General features: G+C 65.5%; 15 protein-coding genes. 6 read left to right on the top strand and 9 right to left on the bottom strand.

Features of this window, described 5'->3' with window-relative positions; translation table 11 throughout:
- Positions 1–2 precede the first annotated feature (2 nt).
- The 3 genes from FYJ92_RS15285 to FYJ92_RS15275 form a co-directional block, all read right to left on the bottom strand.
- Positions 3–743, bottom strand: coding sequence for an ANTAR domain-containing protein (locus FYJ92_RS15285; RefSeq protein ID WP_185261457.1), 741 nt, complete (start codon positions 741–743; stop codon positions 3–5).
- A 164-nt stretch (positions 744–907) separates the two neighbouring features.
- Complete coding sequence (locus FYJ92_RS15280; protein ID WP_185261456.1) at positions 908–1,642, bottom strand: GAF and ANTAR domain-containing protein; 735 nt, start codon at positions 1,640–1,642, stop codon at positions 908–910.
- Positions 1,643–1,781: 139 nt separating this feature from the next.
- A complete protein-coding gene (locus FYJ92_RS15275; RefSeq protein ID WP_185261455.1) occupies positions 1,782–1,982 on the bottom strand; it encodes a hypothetical protein in 201 nt (66 codons plus the stop codon).
- 111 nt (positions 1,983–2,093) lie between these two features.
- On the opposite strand from FYJ92_RS15275, the gene FYJ92_RS15270 reads away from it, so the two are divergent.
- Both FYJ92_RS15270 and ppsA read left to right on the top strand, forming a co-directional pair.
- Positions 2,094–2,912, top strand: coding sequence for a pyruvate, water dikinase regulatory protein (locus FYJ92_RS15270; protein ID WP_185261454.1), 819 nt, complete (start codon positions 2,094–2,096; stop codon positions 2,910–2,912).
- 151 nt (positions 2,913–3,063) lie between these two features.
- Positions 3,064–5,448, top strand: a complete 2,385-nt coding sequence (gene ppsA, locus FYJ92_RS15265) for a phosphoenolpyruvate synthase (protein WP_185261453.1) — start codon at positions 3,064–3,066, stop codon at positions 5,446–5,448.
- A 299-nt stretch (positions 5,449–5,747) separates the two neighbouring features.
- Here the strand turns inward: ppsA and FYJ92_RS15260 are convergent, their stop codons facing one another.
- From FYJ92_RS15260 to flgN, 6 genes are all read right to left on the bottom strand, one after another.
- Positions 5,748–6,149, bottom strand: coding sequence for a VOC family protein (locus FYJ92_RS15260; RefSeq protein WP_104063759.1), 402 nt, complete (start codon positions 6,147–6,149; stop codon positions 5,748–5,750).
- A gap of 22 nt (positions 6,150–6,171) precedes the next feature.
- The gene (locus FYJ92_RS15255; RefSeq protein ID WP_185261452.1) at positions 6,172–6,597 is read right to left on the bottom strand and encodes a helix-turn-helix domain-containing protein; all 426 of its coding nucleotides are present in this window, start codon (positions 6,595–6,597) and stop codon (positions 6,172–6,174) included.
- A gap of 89 nt (positions 6,598–6,686) precedes the next feature.
- Entirely contained in the window at positions 6,687–7,058 is a 372-nt protein-coding gene (locus tag FYJ92_RS15250) for a flagellar assembly protein FliW (protein WP_185261451.1), read from the bottom strand.
- Positions 7,055–7,939: a flagellar hook-associated protein FlgL gene (flgL, locus tag FYJ92_RS15245; RefSeq protein WP_185261450.1), complete on the bottom strand. Its 885-nt coding sequence runs from the start codon at positions 7,937–7,939 to the stop codon at positions 7,055–7,057. Before flgL ends, FYJ92_RS15250 begins: the two co-directional genes overlap by 4 nt.
- Before the next feature lie 3 nt (positions 7,940–7,942).
- Complete coding sequence (flgK, locus tag FYJ92_RS15240; protein ID WP_185261449.1) at positions 7,943–9,361, bottom strand: flagellar hook-associated protein FlgK; 1,419 nt, start codon at positions 9,359–9,361, stop codon at positions 7,943–7,945.
- 29 nt (positions 9,362–9,390) lie between these two features.
- Entirely contained in the window at positions 9,391–9,873 is a 483-nt protein-coding gene (gene flgN, locus FYJ92_RS15235) for a flagellar export chaperone FlgN (protein ID WP_185261448.1), read from the bottom strand.
- 265 nt (positions 9,874–10,138) lie between these two features.
- On the opposite strand from flgN, the gene FYJ92_RS15230 reads away from it, so the two are divergent.
- The 4 genes from FYJ92_RS15230 to FYJ92_RS15215 all read left to right on the top strand — a co-directional run bounded on the left by FYJ92_RS15230 (position 10,139) and on the right by FYJ92_RS15215 (position 13,516).
- Positions 10,139–11,251 carry a flagellin gene (locus FYJ92_RS15230; protein ID WP_185261447.1) on the top strand — a complete coding sequence of 371 codons (1,113 nt, stop codon included), beginning with the start codon at positions 10,139–10,141 and terminating at the stop codon, positions 11,249–11,251.
- A 144-nt stretch (positions 11,252–11,395) separates the two neighbouring features.
- Positions 11,396–12,724, top strand: a complete 1,329-nt coding sequence (fliD, locus tag FYJ92_RS15225; RefSeq protein WP_185261446.1) for a flagellar filament capping protein FliD — start codon at positions 11,396–11,398, stop codon at positions 12,722–12,724.
- Positions 12,721–13,152: a flagellar export chaperone FliS gene (fliS, locus tag FYJ92_RS15220; protein WP_185261445.1), complete on the top strand. Its 432-nt coding sequence runs from the start codon at positions 12,721–12,723 to the stop codon at positions 13,150–13,152. Before fliD ends, fliS begins: the two co-directional genes overlap by 4 nt.
- The gene (locus FYJ92_RS15215) at positions 13,145–13,516 is read left to right on the top strand and encodes a hypothetical protein (protein ID WP_185261444.1); all 372 of its coding nucleotides are present in this window, start codon (positions 13,145–13,147) and stop codon (positions 13,514–13,516) included. The genes fliS and FYJ92_RS15215 overlap by 8 nt, the downstream gene beginning before the upstream one ends.
- The last annotated feature ends 109 nt before the right edge of the window (positions 13,517–13,625 follow it).

Below are 13,625 nucleotides of genomic sequence, written 5' to 3'. Positions count from 1 at the left end.
GCTTAGGTGCGGTGCTGGAAGTGTGTGGTCGGTACGCCGCCCGGCAGGGCGCGCAGCATCCCTTCGGCGACGTCGCGGAGGGTCAGGTTCTGCTGGCTCGAGGCAGCGGTGAGGATCTGGAACGCCGCCTCGTAGGAGCACTGGTTCTGGCCCATGATCACGCCGCAGGCGGTGTTGATCGCGGTGCGGCTGGCCATGGCTGCGCGGAGATCCGCGGATTGGGCCAGGCCCGCCCGGACCTGCAGTGCCAGGGCCAGGCTTTTGGCCGCCACGTCGGAGAAAGCCAGCGCCTGGGCGGCCACAACCGGGGTGAACACGTTCGTTTCCGCCGTATACAACGTCAGTGCAGCCCGGTAGCCGCGTTCCAGCGGCAATGGCACGGCGAAGGCGGAACGGAAGCCGGCTGCCCTGAGAGTGGCCTGGTACTCATCCCAGCGCTTGTCCAGGGCGCGGGCATTGAGAATGATGGTCAGGCGGCCGCCGAGTGCCCGCGAGGTGGGGCCCCGTCCGGCGAGCTGGTCCCAGCGGGAAAGGCCGCCGGCGCCGTCGGTGGTTGCCGCAGTGGAAGGCGTTCCGTCGGGCCGCACGATGGTCACAGTGCTCTCCACCCCGGAACCTGCCATGTCGCTCACCGCGGGAGCCGCAATCCGGGCAAGGGTGCACGCCGATGCCGCTTCCGAGTGTCCCCGGATGTCCAGCAGGACGCCTGAGACGCGCCAGTCCACCAGTTGATCGATCATCATGCCCCAGTCCTCATGTGTCGGTACGCCCTTATCATAAAAGGCCCGGCGGGCAAGGACACGAGTAGTGAGTACTCGCTTTTTTACAGCCAGGCCCGGACCAGGTTGCGTGTGCACACTGAGCCCGGCTGAACTTAAGGCTGAGCGCTGGACGGGGCTGACTACGCCTACATGTCGAAGAAGGTGGTGGCTTCCTCGCCCGAGACCTTCCGGACGATCTCGTCGGCCACGTCCCGGAGCTTCTGGTTCCGGTGGCTGGAGACGTTCATCAGGATGGACATGGCCTCGGACTGGCTGCAGCGGTTCTGGGCCATGATGATTCCGCTGGCAAGGTTGATGGCGGTGCGGCTCACCATCGCCGCGCTGAGGTCATCCGCGGCGCTTTCGGCGGTTCCCACCCTGACGGCCAGGCGGACGGCGCTGCCGGCGACGGCGGCGAAGCTGGCTGCCTCGGTGATGGTGTCCTCTGTGAACACGCCGGTGGCCGGCGCGAAGAAGTTCAGGACTGCGGCGGCGTTTTGACCCAGTTCAAGGGGGACACCCAGGGCGCTGTGGATGCCCTCCTCCATCAGGCGTTTCTGGTAGGTGGGCCAGCGCGTGTCAGTGCTGACATCGGCCAGCAGGACAGGGGTGGCCGCCTTCAACGCTGCGAGGCACGGCCCTTCGCCCACGGCCTGTTCGATGCGGTCCAGGTGGATGGCCCGCTCGGTGCTTCCGCCTACCGTTGCCGTCCGCCTGGCGAGCTTGAGGGTGACCCCACATTCCACCGTGGCGCCGGCGCTGCGGCTCAGTGCGGATGCGGCGATGATGGACAGCCCGCCCAGGAAATCGGCCACCGATCCCGTGCCGATGATCAGGTCCTGCAGCTCAAGGAGCAGTTCGTGTTCGGGCGAATTGGTCATGCCCAAATCTAGGCCGAACGCAGGGTGCCCACAAGCTGGCAATCAGCGCAGTGGCGGCGCTCGGTAAGGGGGCGGGTGGGGAGCGAAACCCGCGGCGTCCCGCCCAGGAACGCGTCAGGGCGGCCCACCATGCACCACGTTAGACCCGCACCCGGATGATCTCCAGAGCGTCCGGGTCCAGCAGCTTCCGGGTGCCGGTCCTCGCGTCCATGATCCAGATCAGTTCCAGTGAACGCACGACGTCGGTCACCTGCCCTTTGTGGAACAGCTTGCCGTTGTGCCACGCCTCGATGTGGTCGCCGGGTTGGATTCCTAGTGTCTGAACCTGGTCAGTAATCATGCTGTGCCCCCTGCTGGTTGTCCCCGTCTGCCCAGCATGCCCCGCCCAGGTTGCGGGGGTGTTTCAACCGGATGATTTTTCCGTGTCGGCTCTCCGGTGGAGAATGCGTTCATGACCAATCACGAGATTCGGCCTGTCTACTTCCTTTCGGACAGCACCGGCATCACCGCGGAAACGCTCGGCAACACCTTGTTGACCCAGTTCCCCGCCAATAACTTTGACCGCATCACGGTCCCGTTCATTACCACCGTCGAACAGGCCAGGACGGTGGTGGGCACCATCGACAAGCTGGTCGCCACCGGTCCGCGGCCCATCGTTTTTTCCACGGCCGTCAGCAGCGACATCAGGCAGGCCATTGCAAAGTGCCAGGGGATCATCGTGGATCTTATCGGGATGCATGTGGGACAGCTGGAGGAGGCCCTCGGGTCCCAGGCCAGTCATGAACCCGGCAGGGCCCACGGACTGGGCAACGCGGAGCGGTATCAGTCCCGGATGGCCGCCGTCGAGTACGCCATGGAACACGACGACGGCCAGAGCCTGCGGGCGCTGGAGAAGGCGCAAGTCATCCTGGTGGCCCCGTCCCGCTGCGGCAAAACGCCCACCACCATGTACCTGGCGCTCCAACACGGCATCTTCGCCGCGAACTTCCCCCTGGTGGACGAGGATTTTCAGCGGGAAGGGCTGCCCAAGCCGCTGCGGCCATTTGTTGAGAAGTGTTTCGGGCTTTCCTCAAACCCCCTTCGGCTGAGCCAGATCCGCACCGAACGGCGCCGCGGCTCACCCTACGCGTCGCTGCGGCAGTGCGGCTTCGAGCTGCGCAGCGCCGAGCAGTTATACGTTTCCCACCGGATCCCGTACCTGAATTCGGCGACGGTCTCCGTGGAGGAAATGGCCGCCACCATCCTGCAGCGCATGAACCTCAAGCATTAGGGAAAATTTTCACAAGCCCTGTGTGGCGCACATCATGTTGGAAGCGCGCTCTGAACCTGTCACTGTAGACAGGATTCGCGCCCACCAACCGGCTACAGCCGCGAGCGGGGCGGCGCCCCCGCATGCCAGCATCTGCAAAGGAGCAGCAACCATGACGACAGACATACTGTGGTTCTCAGAACTCGGACTCAAGGACCTGGACCGGGTAGGCGGCAAGAATGCCTCCCTCGGGGAGATGGTGCAGAACCTGACCTCCGCCGGCGTGCAGGTGCCGGACGGCTTCGCCACAACAGCCGACGCGTACCGGAGCTTCCTGGCTGATTCGGGCCTGGACCAGAAGATCGTGGACCGGCTGGTTGGCCTGGACACCGATGATGTAACGGCCCTCGCCGCGGCGGGCCAGGAAATCCGGACGCTGATGCGCGAGACGCCCTTCCGGCCGGACTTCGAGGCGCAGATCCGGAACTCCTACCAGCAGCTGGTGGACAAGCACGGGGGCTCCGAGGACCTGTCCTGGGCCGTCCGTTCCAGCGCGACCGCGGAAGACCTCCCGGATGCCTCCTTCGCCGGGCAGCAGGAAACCTTCCTGAACGTCCGCGGCATCGAGAACATCCTGATCGCCATCAAGGACGTGTTCGCGTCCCTCTACAACGACCGCGCCATCGCGTACCGCGTGCACCACAAGTTCGAACACGCCGAGGTGGCACTCTCCGCCGGCATCCAGCGGATGGTGCGCTCCGACGTCGGGGCCTCCGGCGTGATGTTCACCATGGACACCGAGTCCGGTTTCCAGGACGCCGTGTTCGTCACGTCCTCCTACGGCCTGGGCGAGGCCGTGGTCCAGGGCGCCGTGAACCCGGATGAGTTCTACGTCTACAAGCCTGCACTGCAGGCCGGCCGCCCCGCCATCCTCAAGCGCGGCCTGGGTGAGAAGGCCCTCCAGATGACCTACACGGAGAGCCGCGAGATCGGCCGCACCATCGACTTCGTGCCGGTGGAGGCCTCGCTCCGGAACCGCTTCAGCCTCAGCGACGACGACGTCGAGCAGCTCGCCCGGCACGCCGTCGCCATCGAGACCCACTACGGCCGCCCCATGGACATCGAATGGGGCAAGGACGGGATCGACGGCGGCCTGTACATCCTGCAGGCACGCCCGGAGACCGTGCAGTCCCGCCGGGCCGCCGGCAGCCTGAGCCGCTTCCGCCTCAACGGAACCGGCCGGGTGCTGGCCGAGGGCCGCGCGATCGGACAGCGCATCGGTGCCGGCAGCGTCCGCATCCTCACCGCGATCGACCAGATGGCCGCCTTCAAGACCGGCGACGTCCTGGTCGCGGACATGACCGACCCGGACTGGGAACCGATCATGAAGCGGGCCTCCGCCATCGTCACCAACCGCGGCGGACGCACGTGCCACGCGGCCATCATCGCCCGCGAACTGGGGATTCCCGCCGTCGTCGGCACCGGAAGTGCCACGGATTCCCTCACCGACGGCCTCGAGGTGACCGTTTCCTGCGCCGACGGCGAGACCGGCACCATCTACGAAGGGCTCCTGGACTTCAGCATCGAGGAAACCGCCATCACCGAGCTGCCCGAGGCCCCGGTCAAGGTCATGATGAACGTGGGTACCCCGGAGCAGGCGTTCACATTCGCGCAGCTGCCCAACCACGGGGTGGGCCTGGCCCGGCTGGAATTCATCATCAACCGCCAGATCGGCATCCACCCCAAGGCGCTCCTGAACCTGGACAGCCAGCCGGCGGACGTGGCCGCGGAAATCCGGGAACGGATCTCCGCCTACGACAGTCCTCGCGAGTACTACATCAAGCGGCTGGCTGAAGGCGTGTCCACCATCGCGGCGGCCTTCGCGCCGGAGCCGGTGATTGTGCGCATGTCCGACTTCAAGTCCAACGAGTACGCCAACCTCATCGGCGGGCCGGCCTACGAGCCGCACGAAGAGAACCCGATGCTCGGCTTCCGCGGCGCCTCACGGTACCTGGAGCCGTCCTTCCGGGACTGCTTCGACCTGGAGTGCGAGGCCCTGTCCTTCGTCCGCAACGAGATGGGCCTGACCAACGTCAAGCTGATGATCCCGTTCGTGCGGACCCTGGACGAGGCCCGCGGCGTCATCGACCTGCTGGCGGAGAACGGCCTGGTCCGTGGCGAGAACGGCCTCGAGGTGATCATGATGTGCGAGATCCCGTCCAACGCGCTGCTGGCGGACGATTTCCTGGACTACTTCGACGGCTTCTCCATCGGCTCCAACGACATGACCCAGCTGGCCCTTGGCCTGGACCGGGATTCCGCGATCGTCTCGGGCGGCTTCGATGAACGCGATCCTGCCGTCAAGAAGCTCCTGAGCATGGCCATCAAGGCCTGCAAGGAGCGCGGCAAGTATGTGGGCATCTGCGGCCAGGGTCCCAGCGACCACGCGGACTTCGCGGAGTGGCTGGTCGGGGAAGGCATCGATTCGGTCTCCCTGAACCCCGACACCGTAGTGGATACCTGGCTCCGGCTCGCCGGCACAGCAGTCACGAGCTGAACCTAAGCCGGCCCTGGCGCTGCGCATATTCCTTGTCGACACCTAAATATCGGTGGCGCCAGGGAATATGCGCGTCAGGGTCGGGTTTGCGCGTCGAAAACGGCAGAACGCGCACGACGGCGGGGCACGCCGGCCGCTGCCAGCATGCGTTCCAGCTTCCCGGGCTCCATCAGATCGGCCCAATCCCACCTCACCACGTTGAACCCGGCGGCCCGGATTCGGTTCTCGCGCTAACCCGGAATATGGACTGCGTATTGGAATATGGGCGTCGGTAGCGAAGTTGCGCGTCGCACAGAACGTCAGCCCTGGTTGATGCGGATCATGTTGCCGGACGGGTCGCGGAAGGCGCAGTCGCGTGGCCCCCAGGGCTGGACGATGGGTTCCTGGAGGACCTCGGCGCCGGAGGCCCGGGCGGCCTCGAAGGCGGCGTCGAGATCGTCCGTGCTGAACACGAGCATGGGCATAACGCCCTTGGTGACCAGCTCCTGGATGGCGTCCCCGTCGGCCTGGGAGCGGCCGGCATGCGGCGGGGACAGGACAATCTCAAGATCGGGTTGGGCAGCGCTGCCCAGGGTGACCCAGCGCTGGCCGTCCGAGCCGACGTCGTTCCGGACTTCCAAGCCAAGGGCGTCGCGGTAGAACGCGAGGGACTCATCGAGATCGTTGACGGTGACGTGTGCGTACTTCAATGAAATGTTCATGGGTCACACGCTATGGCAGTGGCTATGAGGAAGCTTCTTCAATCCTGCTCGGCTTGCGCGCGGGCCGGGTGTGCTGCCGGGCAATACACGTGGGCATCGCTTTTACGGCGTGGTGTTCGCGGGCCCGGTAGGCGCTGGGCGTCATGCCGACGATCTCGGTGAACCGCGAGCTGAACGAACCTAGGGAGGTGGAGCCCACTTCCATGCAGGCATCGGTCACGCTGGCACCGGCGCGCAGCAGTGCCATGGCGCGCTCGATCCGCCGGGTCATGAGGTAGTTGTAAGGCGTCTCGCCGTAGGCCGCCTTGAACCGGCGGGAAAAGTGCGCCGCCGACATGAGCGCGCCGGCGGCCATAGTGGGCACGTCCAGCGGCCGGGCATAGTGGCGGTCGATCAGGTCACGGGCCCGGCGCAAGTGGGCCAGGTTGGCCAGCTCCCGCGGGTTCATGGGGCAATTCTAGTAGTTTCATGCGGCAGCTTCACGGATCCCGTCTTCGGGACTCGGCAGGCCGAAGGTGCCGGGGCAGGTTGCAGAGACTATGCGCCGCCGAGCTCCGCCCGCAGCGAGTAGGCGTCGCCTTCCAGAAGCAGCTGGGTGCAGGTGCCGGTTTCGGGGTTCAGCACGAGGGGCGCCGCCAGGTTGACGGTGGGTTTCCCCGTGCCGGGGTTGACTACCAGCAGCGTGGTGGTCTGGCCTGCGTCTGAGGCCTGCTCCGGTATGGGTGGGGAATACCCGGGGACGTAGACGGAGGCGTCGGCGAGAAACAGCCGTACGGCCGTGCCGGCGGAGGCTTCGAGCGCAAAGAGCCCGGGGGCGCCGTCGACGCTGCGCAGGGTAAAGCCATCCGCGCCCTCGAGCCCGGGCATCGGGGCCGTGAAAGTGACCGCCAGGCTAGAAACGGAACTCATCGCAGGAAGTCCATCAGCGTTGGCTGCAGCACCTTGGCCGTGACCGCCAGGGCCACCTGGTAGTTGGTTTCCTGCAGCTTCAAGTCCAGGACCACCCTTCCTATGTCGGCGTCCTCGATGGCGGAGCGCTGGGCTTCCAGCGTAACCTTCGCGCCATCCAAGGCCTCCTGCGCTTGGAGCAGTTGCGTCTGGCGGATACCCACTTCGGCGCGGCCGTTGATGACTGTCTTGATCCGCTGATCGACGGCGCCCAGCCGGGAAACGGGATTCGACCCGGCGCGGATGTCCGCCACGACGTTGCTCACCAGCGCGAAAACCGAGTCGGCGCCGTCGCCGAAGATCGCGCCGCCGTCGGCGTCCACACGCACGGTCTGCCCGGCATCGACGCGCCGTTCCACGGTGCCGGGTGTCCCGTTATAGGTAGGCGGTATCCCGTTGCTGAAGGCGCCGGGGGCGTCGGTGTTGCCGGCGAAGATGTTCCGGCCCAGGTACTGAGTGTTGGCGCGGGCCATCAGGTCCTTGTTGAGCCCTTCGAGTTCGACGGCGATCGCTTCCTTTGCTGCGTCGTGGAGCGCTGCGTTGGAGGCCTGGAGAGTGAGGTCCCGGACCCGGTTCAGGATGTTGGTGGCCTGGCCCAGTGCTGCGTCCGCGGTGTTCAGCCAGCCGTTGCCGTCGCTGATATTGTTCGAGTACTGGTCCGCGGCCCGGATGCTGGCGCGCGTGGTGAGGGCGCTGGCCAGGGCGGCGGGATCGTCCGAGGGCCTGGTGATGTTCTGGAGGGTGCTGCCTTTTTCCTGCAGGGCGGCGAGCCTGGACTGGCCGGCCTGCAGGTTGCGCTGCGCGGCTGCTGCCATGGTCTGGTTGGTGACGCGGTTGAGCATGGGTTACCTTCCCACCAGTCCGGTGCGGTTGATCAGGACATCGAGGGCTTCGTCGACGGCGGTCATCACCCGTGCGGCCGCCTGGTAGGCGTGCTGGTTGCTGAGCAGGCTGATGTTTTCCTCGTCGAGGCTGACCGAGGAGCCGGAGTCGCGCTGCCCGGCCGCGGCGATACTCGCCGCATCCGCCAGCTGTTCGTGCTGCTGGGCCGAGCGGGAGCGGATGCCGATGACGGTCACGACGGCGGTCCAGGCGGAGTCGGGCGAATTTGCTGCGGTGCCGAGCTGGGCGAGTTTGTCCGCGATACTGCCGTCCAATGCCCCGGAGCCGGTAGCGCCAGTGGCGATTTCAGTGGCTGCGGCGGGGACCACCCGCAGCGACCGGGCGGCCGGGCCGGTGGGCCCGGTGGCGAAGAAGTCCAGGTTGCCGGTGCCCGTGGTGGACTGGCCCGTGCGGTGCACGGCGTTGACGTCGTTCATGAGCTTCTCAGTGAAGGCGTTGTAGGAAGCTGCGGCCTCGGCGATCGCCCCGCCCGTGCTACCGGCCGCGGGAGCAAGGAGGGAGATGGCGCCGGCCAGCTTACCGCCGTCGAGCCCAACGGATTTTCCGGGACGGTCCGCCCATTCCAGCTGTACCGAAGCGCCGTCGTCTCGCATGGCGGGTTGGCCGGTCAGGGCCAATGCCCGGTGCGACGTTCCGGAAACCAGGGCGTTGCCGCCGACGAAGACGTCCGACGTGCCGTCCGCATTCTCTCGAACCGTGCCGCCGGCCAGGGCGGCGATGGTCTCAGTGACTTTGTTGCGGGCGTCGATGAGCTCATTCGCGTTGCCGCCGGAAGCCAGGACGGAACGGATGGTGCTGTTGAAGCCGGCCACACGGGCGGCGGCGTCATTGACGGAAGCGACGGTGCTCTGGGCCTCGGCGCGGACCTGGGTCCACTGGGCGTCCAGGGCCTGATAGCCGGCGGAAACGCTGCCGGCGAGCGTGGAAGCAGCCTGCAGCAGCACCCCGGCGGGGGCGGCCTCGCCCGGGTGGTTGGAGACTCCCTGCCAGGCCGCCCAAAAGCCCTGCAACGCCGTCGAGATCCCGTGGGGTCCGGGCTCCTGGAGAGTTGCCTCGATCCGCTGCAATTCGGCGGAACGGAAACCGGTGTAGCCGGCCTGTGCGGCGGTGGAACGGACCCCGGCGTCGAGGAAGCTGCTGCCGAGGCGCGCGATGCCGTCCACGGACACGCCCTGGCCGGCCCGGACTCCGGCCGCGCTCAGTCCAGTGGGACCGGGGGCGCCGATCGCCGATTGTTCAATCCGCTGCCGGGTGTAGCCGGCCGTGCCAGCGTTGGCGATGTTCTGCCCCGCAAGGTTCATGCCCTGCCGGGCCGCGGTGAGGCCCAGGTAGGCCGTGTTGAGTCCGCCGAATGTGCTCACTGCTGTCCTTTGATGGGCCGGGCTGCCGGTCAGAGTTTCTGGTCGAAGAAGCGGGACGGGGATGTTTCCCCAGTCATGCCGTGGGCGTCATAGGTTCCAGCCGCCGGTTTCAGGTCCGCGGCCGTTTCCTGGGTGGAACGCACCGCGGCGCGCAGGAACTGTTCGTTGGAATCGCGGAGTTCCTGGATGGCTGCGGTCTGGCGCTGCATGGCCTTCAGGTGCGAGGACAGCACCTCTGCCCAGGCGGCGTCGGGTGCGGCAGTGGCCAGTTCGCTCAGGGACGAGTCTGCGGACAGGCCCCACTGCTGGGCGACGGCGGCCACTTCCACGGCGCGGGCCATGCCGGCTCTGGAGAGGTGCTCCAGGACCTGTTCCACTTCGCGTGTGCCGTGCGGGAGCCAGCGGGATTTTCCGGCGGTGAGCAGGAGTTGCTCTTCCTCCAGCTTGAACGTCAGGAGGTCCAGGAGCTCGCGTTCGCGCCACAGCAGGGCCGAAAGTTCATGGATGGCCATTGGCTGGTCAACTCCAGTTCCGGGTTGGCATAAAGCGTGCGGATGTTTCTGCGGCTGCGCTTTCCGTTGCGCAGCGCCGTGTCAGGAGAAAACTATCGGCCGGTGCGGCGGGCGCGTTAGGAGCGGCCCGCTCACCAGAGCCGGTATTTGTCCATGGCTACTTAACCAACGTTTTCCTAACCGGGCGGGTCGTTGGTCCGATAGTTAGGGGTGAAGGCCCATGGATGGGCCTTCGCAACCTGTCCCACATCACGGAGGAAACACCATGGGAATGCAGATCAACACCAACCTGGCTGCGAACAACGCGTACCGCAGCCTCAGCAACACCCAGAACGACCTGTCCAAGTCGCTGGAGAAGCTTTCCAGTGGCCTGCGCATCAACCGTGCCAGCGACGACGCGGCTGGCATGGCGCTGTCCGAAGGCCTCAAGTCCCAGATCGGCGGCCTCACCGTTGCTTCCCGCAACGCGCAGGACGGCATCGGCATGGTGCAGACCGCGGAAGGCGGCCTGAGCCAGACTCATTCCATCCTGCAGCGTCTTCGCGACCTGGGCGTTCAGGCAGCGAACGATACTAACAGCGAAAACTCCCGGAAGGCGATCACGACAGAAGCCAAGGAATTGGTCGCGGAACTCACCAGGATCTCCGATGCGACTGATTTCAATGGAACCAAGCTCCTGAATGGTGACCGGGCCACGAACAAAGTTATTTCGTTTCAGGTCGGTGCAAGTGACGATGTAAGCAGTCAAATTACCGTAAACCTTAAGGACGCAAGCGTCTCGAAGGTAGCCGAGGCTCTCGATTTCGGGAACAGCTCCATTAAATCGGCTACAGTCACCACGCCTCTGACCGCTGCGGCCGCCACGTTCAAACAAGGTTCGACTACTGTGTCCGTTACCCTCGCTGGAACGACGGCTAGTGCACAGGCCGCGGAACTGAACCTCGACGAGGGCTTCAATCAGAACTTCAAGGCGTCGACCGAGGACGGGGCGTTGGTAATCACGTCAAAGTCGACAGCCGCCGGAGACGTGTTTGTTGATCAAGGTGGCACAGTATCTACTGTGAACACCCCCACATCTCTTGGATTCGACTCGGCCGCAGAGGCTACGGCATCTATCGCCGCCATCGACACTCAGATCGAACTGGTATCTTCTGCCCGGTCGACATTGGGGTCGGTCCAAAACCGTCTCGAGTCGGCTGTGCAGACCATCAACGTGGCCAAGGAAAACCTGACCGCTTCCAACTCCCGTATCCGCGACACGGACATGGCTGAGGAAATGGTGAAGTTCACCCGCAACAACATCCTGTCCCAGGCCGGAACCGCCATGCTCGCGCAGGCCAACCAGTCCAACCAGGGTGTTCTGCAGCTCCTGCGCTAAATCGCAGCGATCAGTCCGGTGGTTTCCGCCAGTTAGCCAGTGTGGACGCGGTGCCCGGGGAAACGAACACTCTTCCCGGGCACCGTGCCATACCACCACAAGCCAGTCACTATGCCGGTCAATTGTTCTTAAGGAGTCGTGGGCGTGGGCCTAGCCATCGATGGACTCTCCAGTGGTCTGGACACCACGTCCCTGATCAAATCGCTGATGACGCTCGAGGCGGCGCCGCAGAACCTCATCAAGAGCAAAGCCGCCGCGGTGCAATCCCGCATTTCCGCGCTGCAGGGCCTCAATTCCGCCCTCGCGGACCTCGCCACCAGGGCCACAAAACTCGCCGATCCAAAGAGCCTCGAGCTCTACACAGCCACCAGCAGCTCAGCCAAAGTGACGACGACAGTCGGCGCTGGCGCCAAGCCGGGTGCCATGGATTTCACCGTCTCACAAATCGCTCAGACCCAGGTCTCGGTAACCCGGAACCTCACCGCATGGCCGGAGGCCACCCTCACTATCGTCGGTCAGGACGGCAAGACCACAACGGTCACCCCGCAGGGCACCTCCCTTGACGACGTGGTCACCGCCGTCAACGGATCTGCGGCAGGGGTCGTCGCGTCGAAGGTGTCGGTGGGCGGCGGCGAATATCGACTGCAATTTACCTCGGCAAAATCCGGTGAATCCGGTGGCTTCACCATTTCCGACCCCAACCCCACCGCAGGGTTGACAACGGTTCAGACCTCCCAGGACGCACAGATCAAGCTGTGGACCGGGACGGCAGCGGAAGTGACGCTCAACTCGCCCTCCAATACTTTTGCCGAGCTGCTGCCGGGCGTCTCTGCCGCAGTGTCGGAAGTTTCCAGCACGGCGACCCGGGTCACCGTTGCCCGGGACAACGCCCAGATCAGCAAGGCCGTCTCGGACCTGGTCAGTGGCGTCAACGGAATCCTGGCCCAGATCTCCACTAAGACCGCAGTGGTCAGCAGCACCAACGCCACCGGGTCCCCCATCACGTCCGGTGGAGTGTTCACCGGGGACAGCACCATCCGGACTGTCAATGCTGCGATACTGGCTGCCGCATCCCAGCCCCTCGACGGAAAATCACCCTCCGAGCTCGGCATCAGCATCACCAAAACCGGAACTATGGAGTTCAACGCCACCAAGTTCGGCGACGCCCTGGCCAAGGACCCCACCGGGACCCTGGCAGCTGTGGCCACGATCGCGGGCCGCTTGGCGGACGCCGCCAAGCAGGCCTCCGACCCGGTCAACGGATTGCTCAGCACCAAAATCAAGGGACAGCAGAGCACAGCCAAGGATTACGCCACCCAGATCGAAAACTGGGACGACCGGCTGCAAACCCGCCGAACCACCCTCCAGCGGACCTATTCTGCCCTCGAAGTTGCCCTCAGCGGCATGAAAGCCCAATCCGCCTGGCTGTCCTCTCAACTTGCCGGTCTCTCCTCAGGAAGCTCCTCATCATGACCACCTCCTTCGGCTACGCAAACGCCGGCCAGCGCAACCAGTACCTGGCGGACTCCGTGCTTTCGGCCCCGCCGGCGCGCCTGCTCACCATGCTCTACGACCGGCTCCTGCTGGACCTGGCCAGGGCCGAAACGGCGCAGCAGGCAGCCAACTGGCCGGTGGCTGCAGAAAACCTCCTGCACGCCCAGGCCATCCTGACGGAGCTCTCCTCGTCACTGAACGTGGATGCCTGGGACGGGGCCAGCGGCCTGCTGGGCATCTACAACTACGCATCCACCGCACTGATCAACGCGAACATCCAGCGGGATGCCGGGCTGACCCGGGAGGCCATCGACCTGCTGGAACCGTTGCGGCAGACCTGGCACGAGGCCGCCGCCGCGATTCCGGCCACGCCCGGAACAGGCGGCGGGACGCTCGGCATTGGCTAGGCACCCGGACCTTGACGACGCCCAGGACAACGCCGTCAACACAGGCCTGGCCGCCTGGGTGGCGGTCCTGAAAGGTCTGGAAGTGTCTGTCGGCGCAGCCGAGTCAACACTGCAGGACCCGCTAGGCCACCTGTCCGCCGGACCTGGCAGCGCAGGCGTAAAAACCTGGCTGCCGCCCATCCTCACCACGCCCTTCCCGCCAGAGCTCAGCGCACGCGCAAACGCACTGGCAGAGAAGCAGGAAAGCGTTACGCGACGCCTCGAAGAAGCCCGGCTGGATGCCGCACGCCAGCTGCAGGCGGTCTCTTCAGTGCCGGGGATCGGTGAGCCGGCCGCAGCCGTGTACCTCGATGTCAAGAGCTGATGGGCAGTGCTATTGACTGAACTTCGGGGAGGGTGAACCCAGGCCCGCGGCCCGCGGCCCGGCCGCCCGGGAAAACCGGACCCCCGACCACACTGAATGGGACATCCCG

It is taken from the genome of Pseudarthrobacter sp. NBSH8 (genome assembly GCF_014217545.1).
GTDB lineage: Bacteria > Actinomycetota > Actinomycetes > Actinomycetales > Micrococcaceae > Arthrobacter.
This window is presented reverse-complemented; position numbering and strand designations above follow the sequence as displayed.

Bases quoted from the DNA above. Each gene is read 5' to 3' on its own strand.
- FYJ92_RS15285 (WP_185261457.1), bottom strand. From the start codon at position 743: ATGATGATCGATCAACTGGTGGACTGGCGCGTCTCAGGCGTCCTGCTG.
- FYJ92_RS15280 (WP_185261456.1), bottom strand. From the start codon at position 1,642: ATGACCAATTCGCCCGAACACGAACTGCTCCTTGAGCTGCAGGACCTG.
- FYJ92_RS15275 (WP_185261455.1), bottom strand. From the start codon at position 1,982: ATGATTACTGACCAGGTTCAGACACTAGGAATCCAACCCGGCGACCAC.
- FYJ92_RS15270 (WP_185261454.1), top strand. From the start codon at position 2,094: ATGACCAATCACGAGATTCGGCCTGTCTACTTCCTTTCGGACAGCACC.
- ppsA (WP_185261453.1), top strand. From the start codon at position 3,064: ATGACGACAGACATACTGTGGTTCTCAGAACTCGGACTCAAGGACCTG.
- FYJ92_RS15260 (WP_104063759.1), bottom strand. From the start codon at position 6,149: ATGAACATTTCATTGAAGTACGCACACGTCACCGTCAACGATCTCGAT.
- FYJ92_RS15255 (WP_185261452.1), bottom strand. From the start codon at position 6,597: ATGAACCCGCGGGAGCTGGCCAACCTGGCCCACTTGCGCCGGGCCCGT.
- FYJ92_RS15250 (WP_185261451.1), bottom strand. From the start codon at position 7,058: ATGAGTTCCGTTTCTAGCCTGGCGGTCACTTTCACGGCCCCGATGCCC.
- flgL (WP_185261450.1), bottom strand. From the start codon at position 7,939: ATGCTCAACCGCGTCACCAACCAGACCATGGCAGCAGCCGCGCAGCGC.
- flgN (WP_185261448.1), bottom strand. From the start codon at position 9,873: ATGGCCATCCATGAACTTTCGGCCCTGCTGTGGCGCGAACGCGAGCTC.
- FYJ92_RS15230 (WP_185261447.1), top strand. From the start codon at position 10,139: ATGGGAATGCAGATCAACACCAACCTGGCTGCGAACAACGCGTACCGC.
- fliS (WP_185261445.1), top strand. From the start codon at position 12,721: ATGACCACCTCCTTCGGCTACGCAAACGCCGGCCAGCGCAACCAGTAC.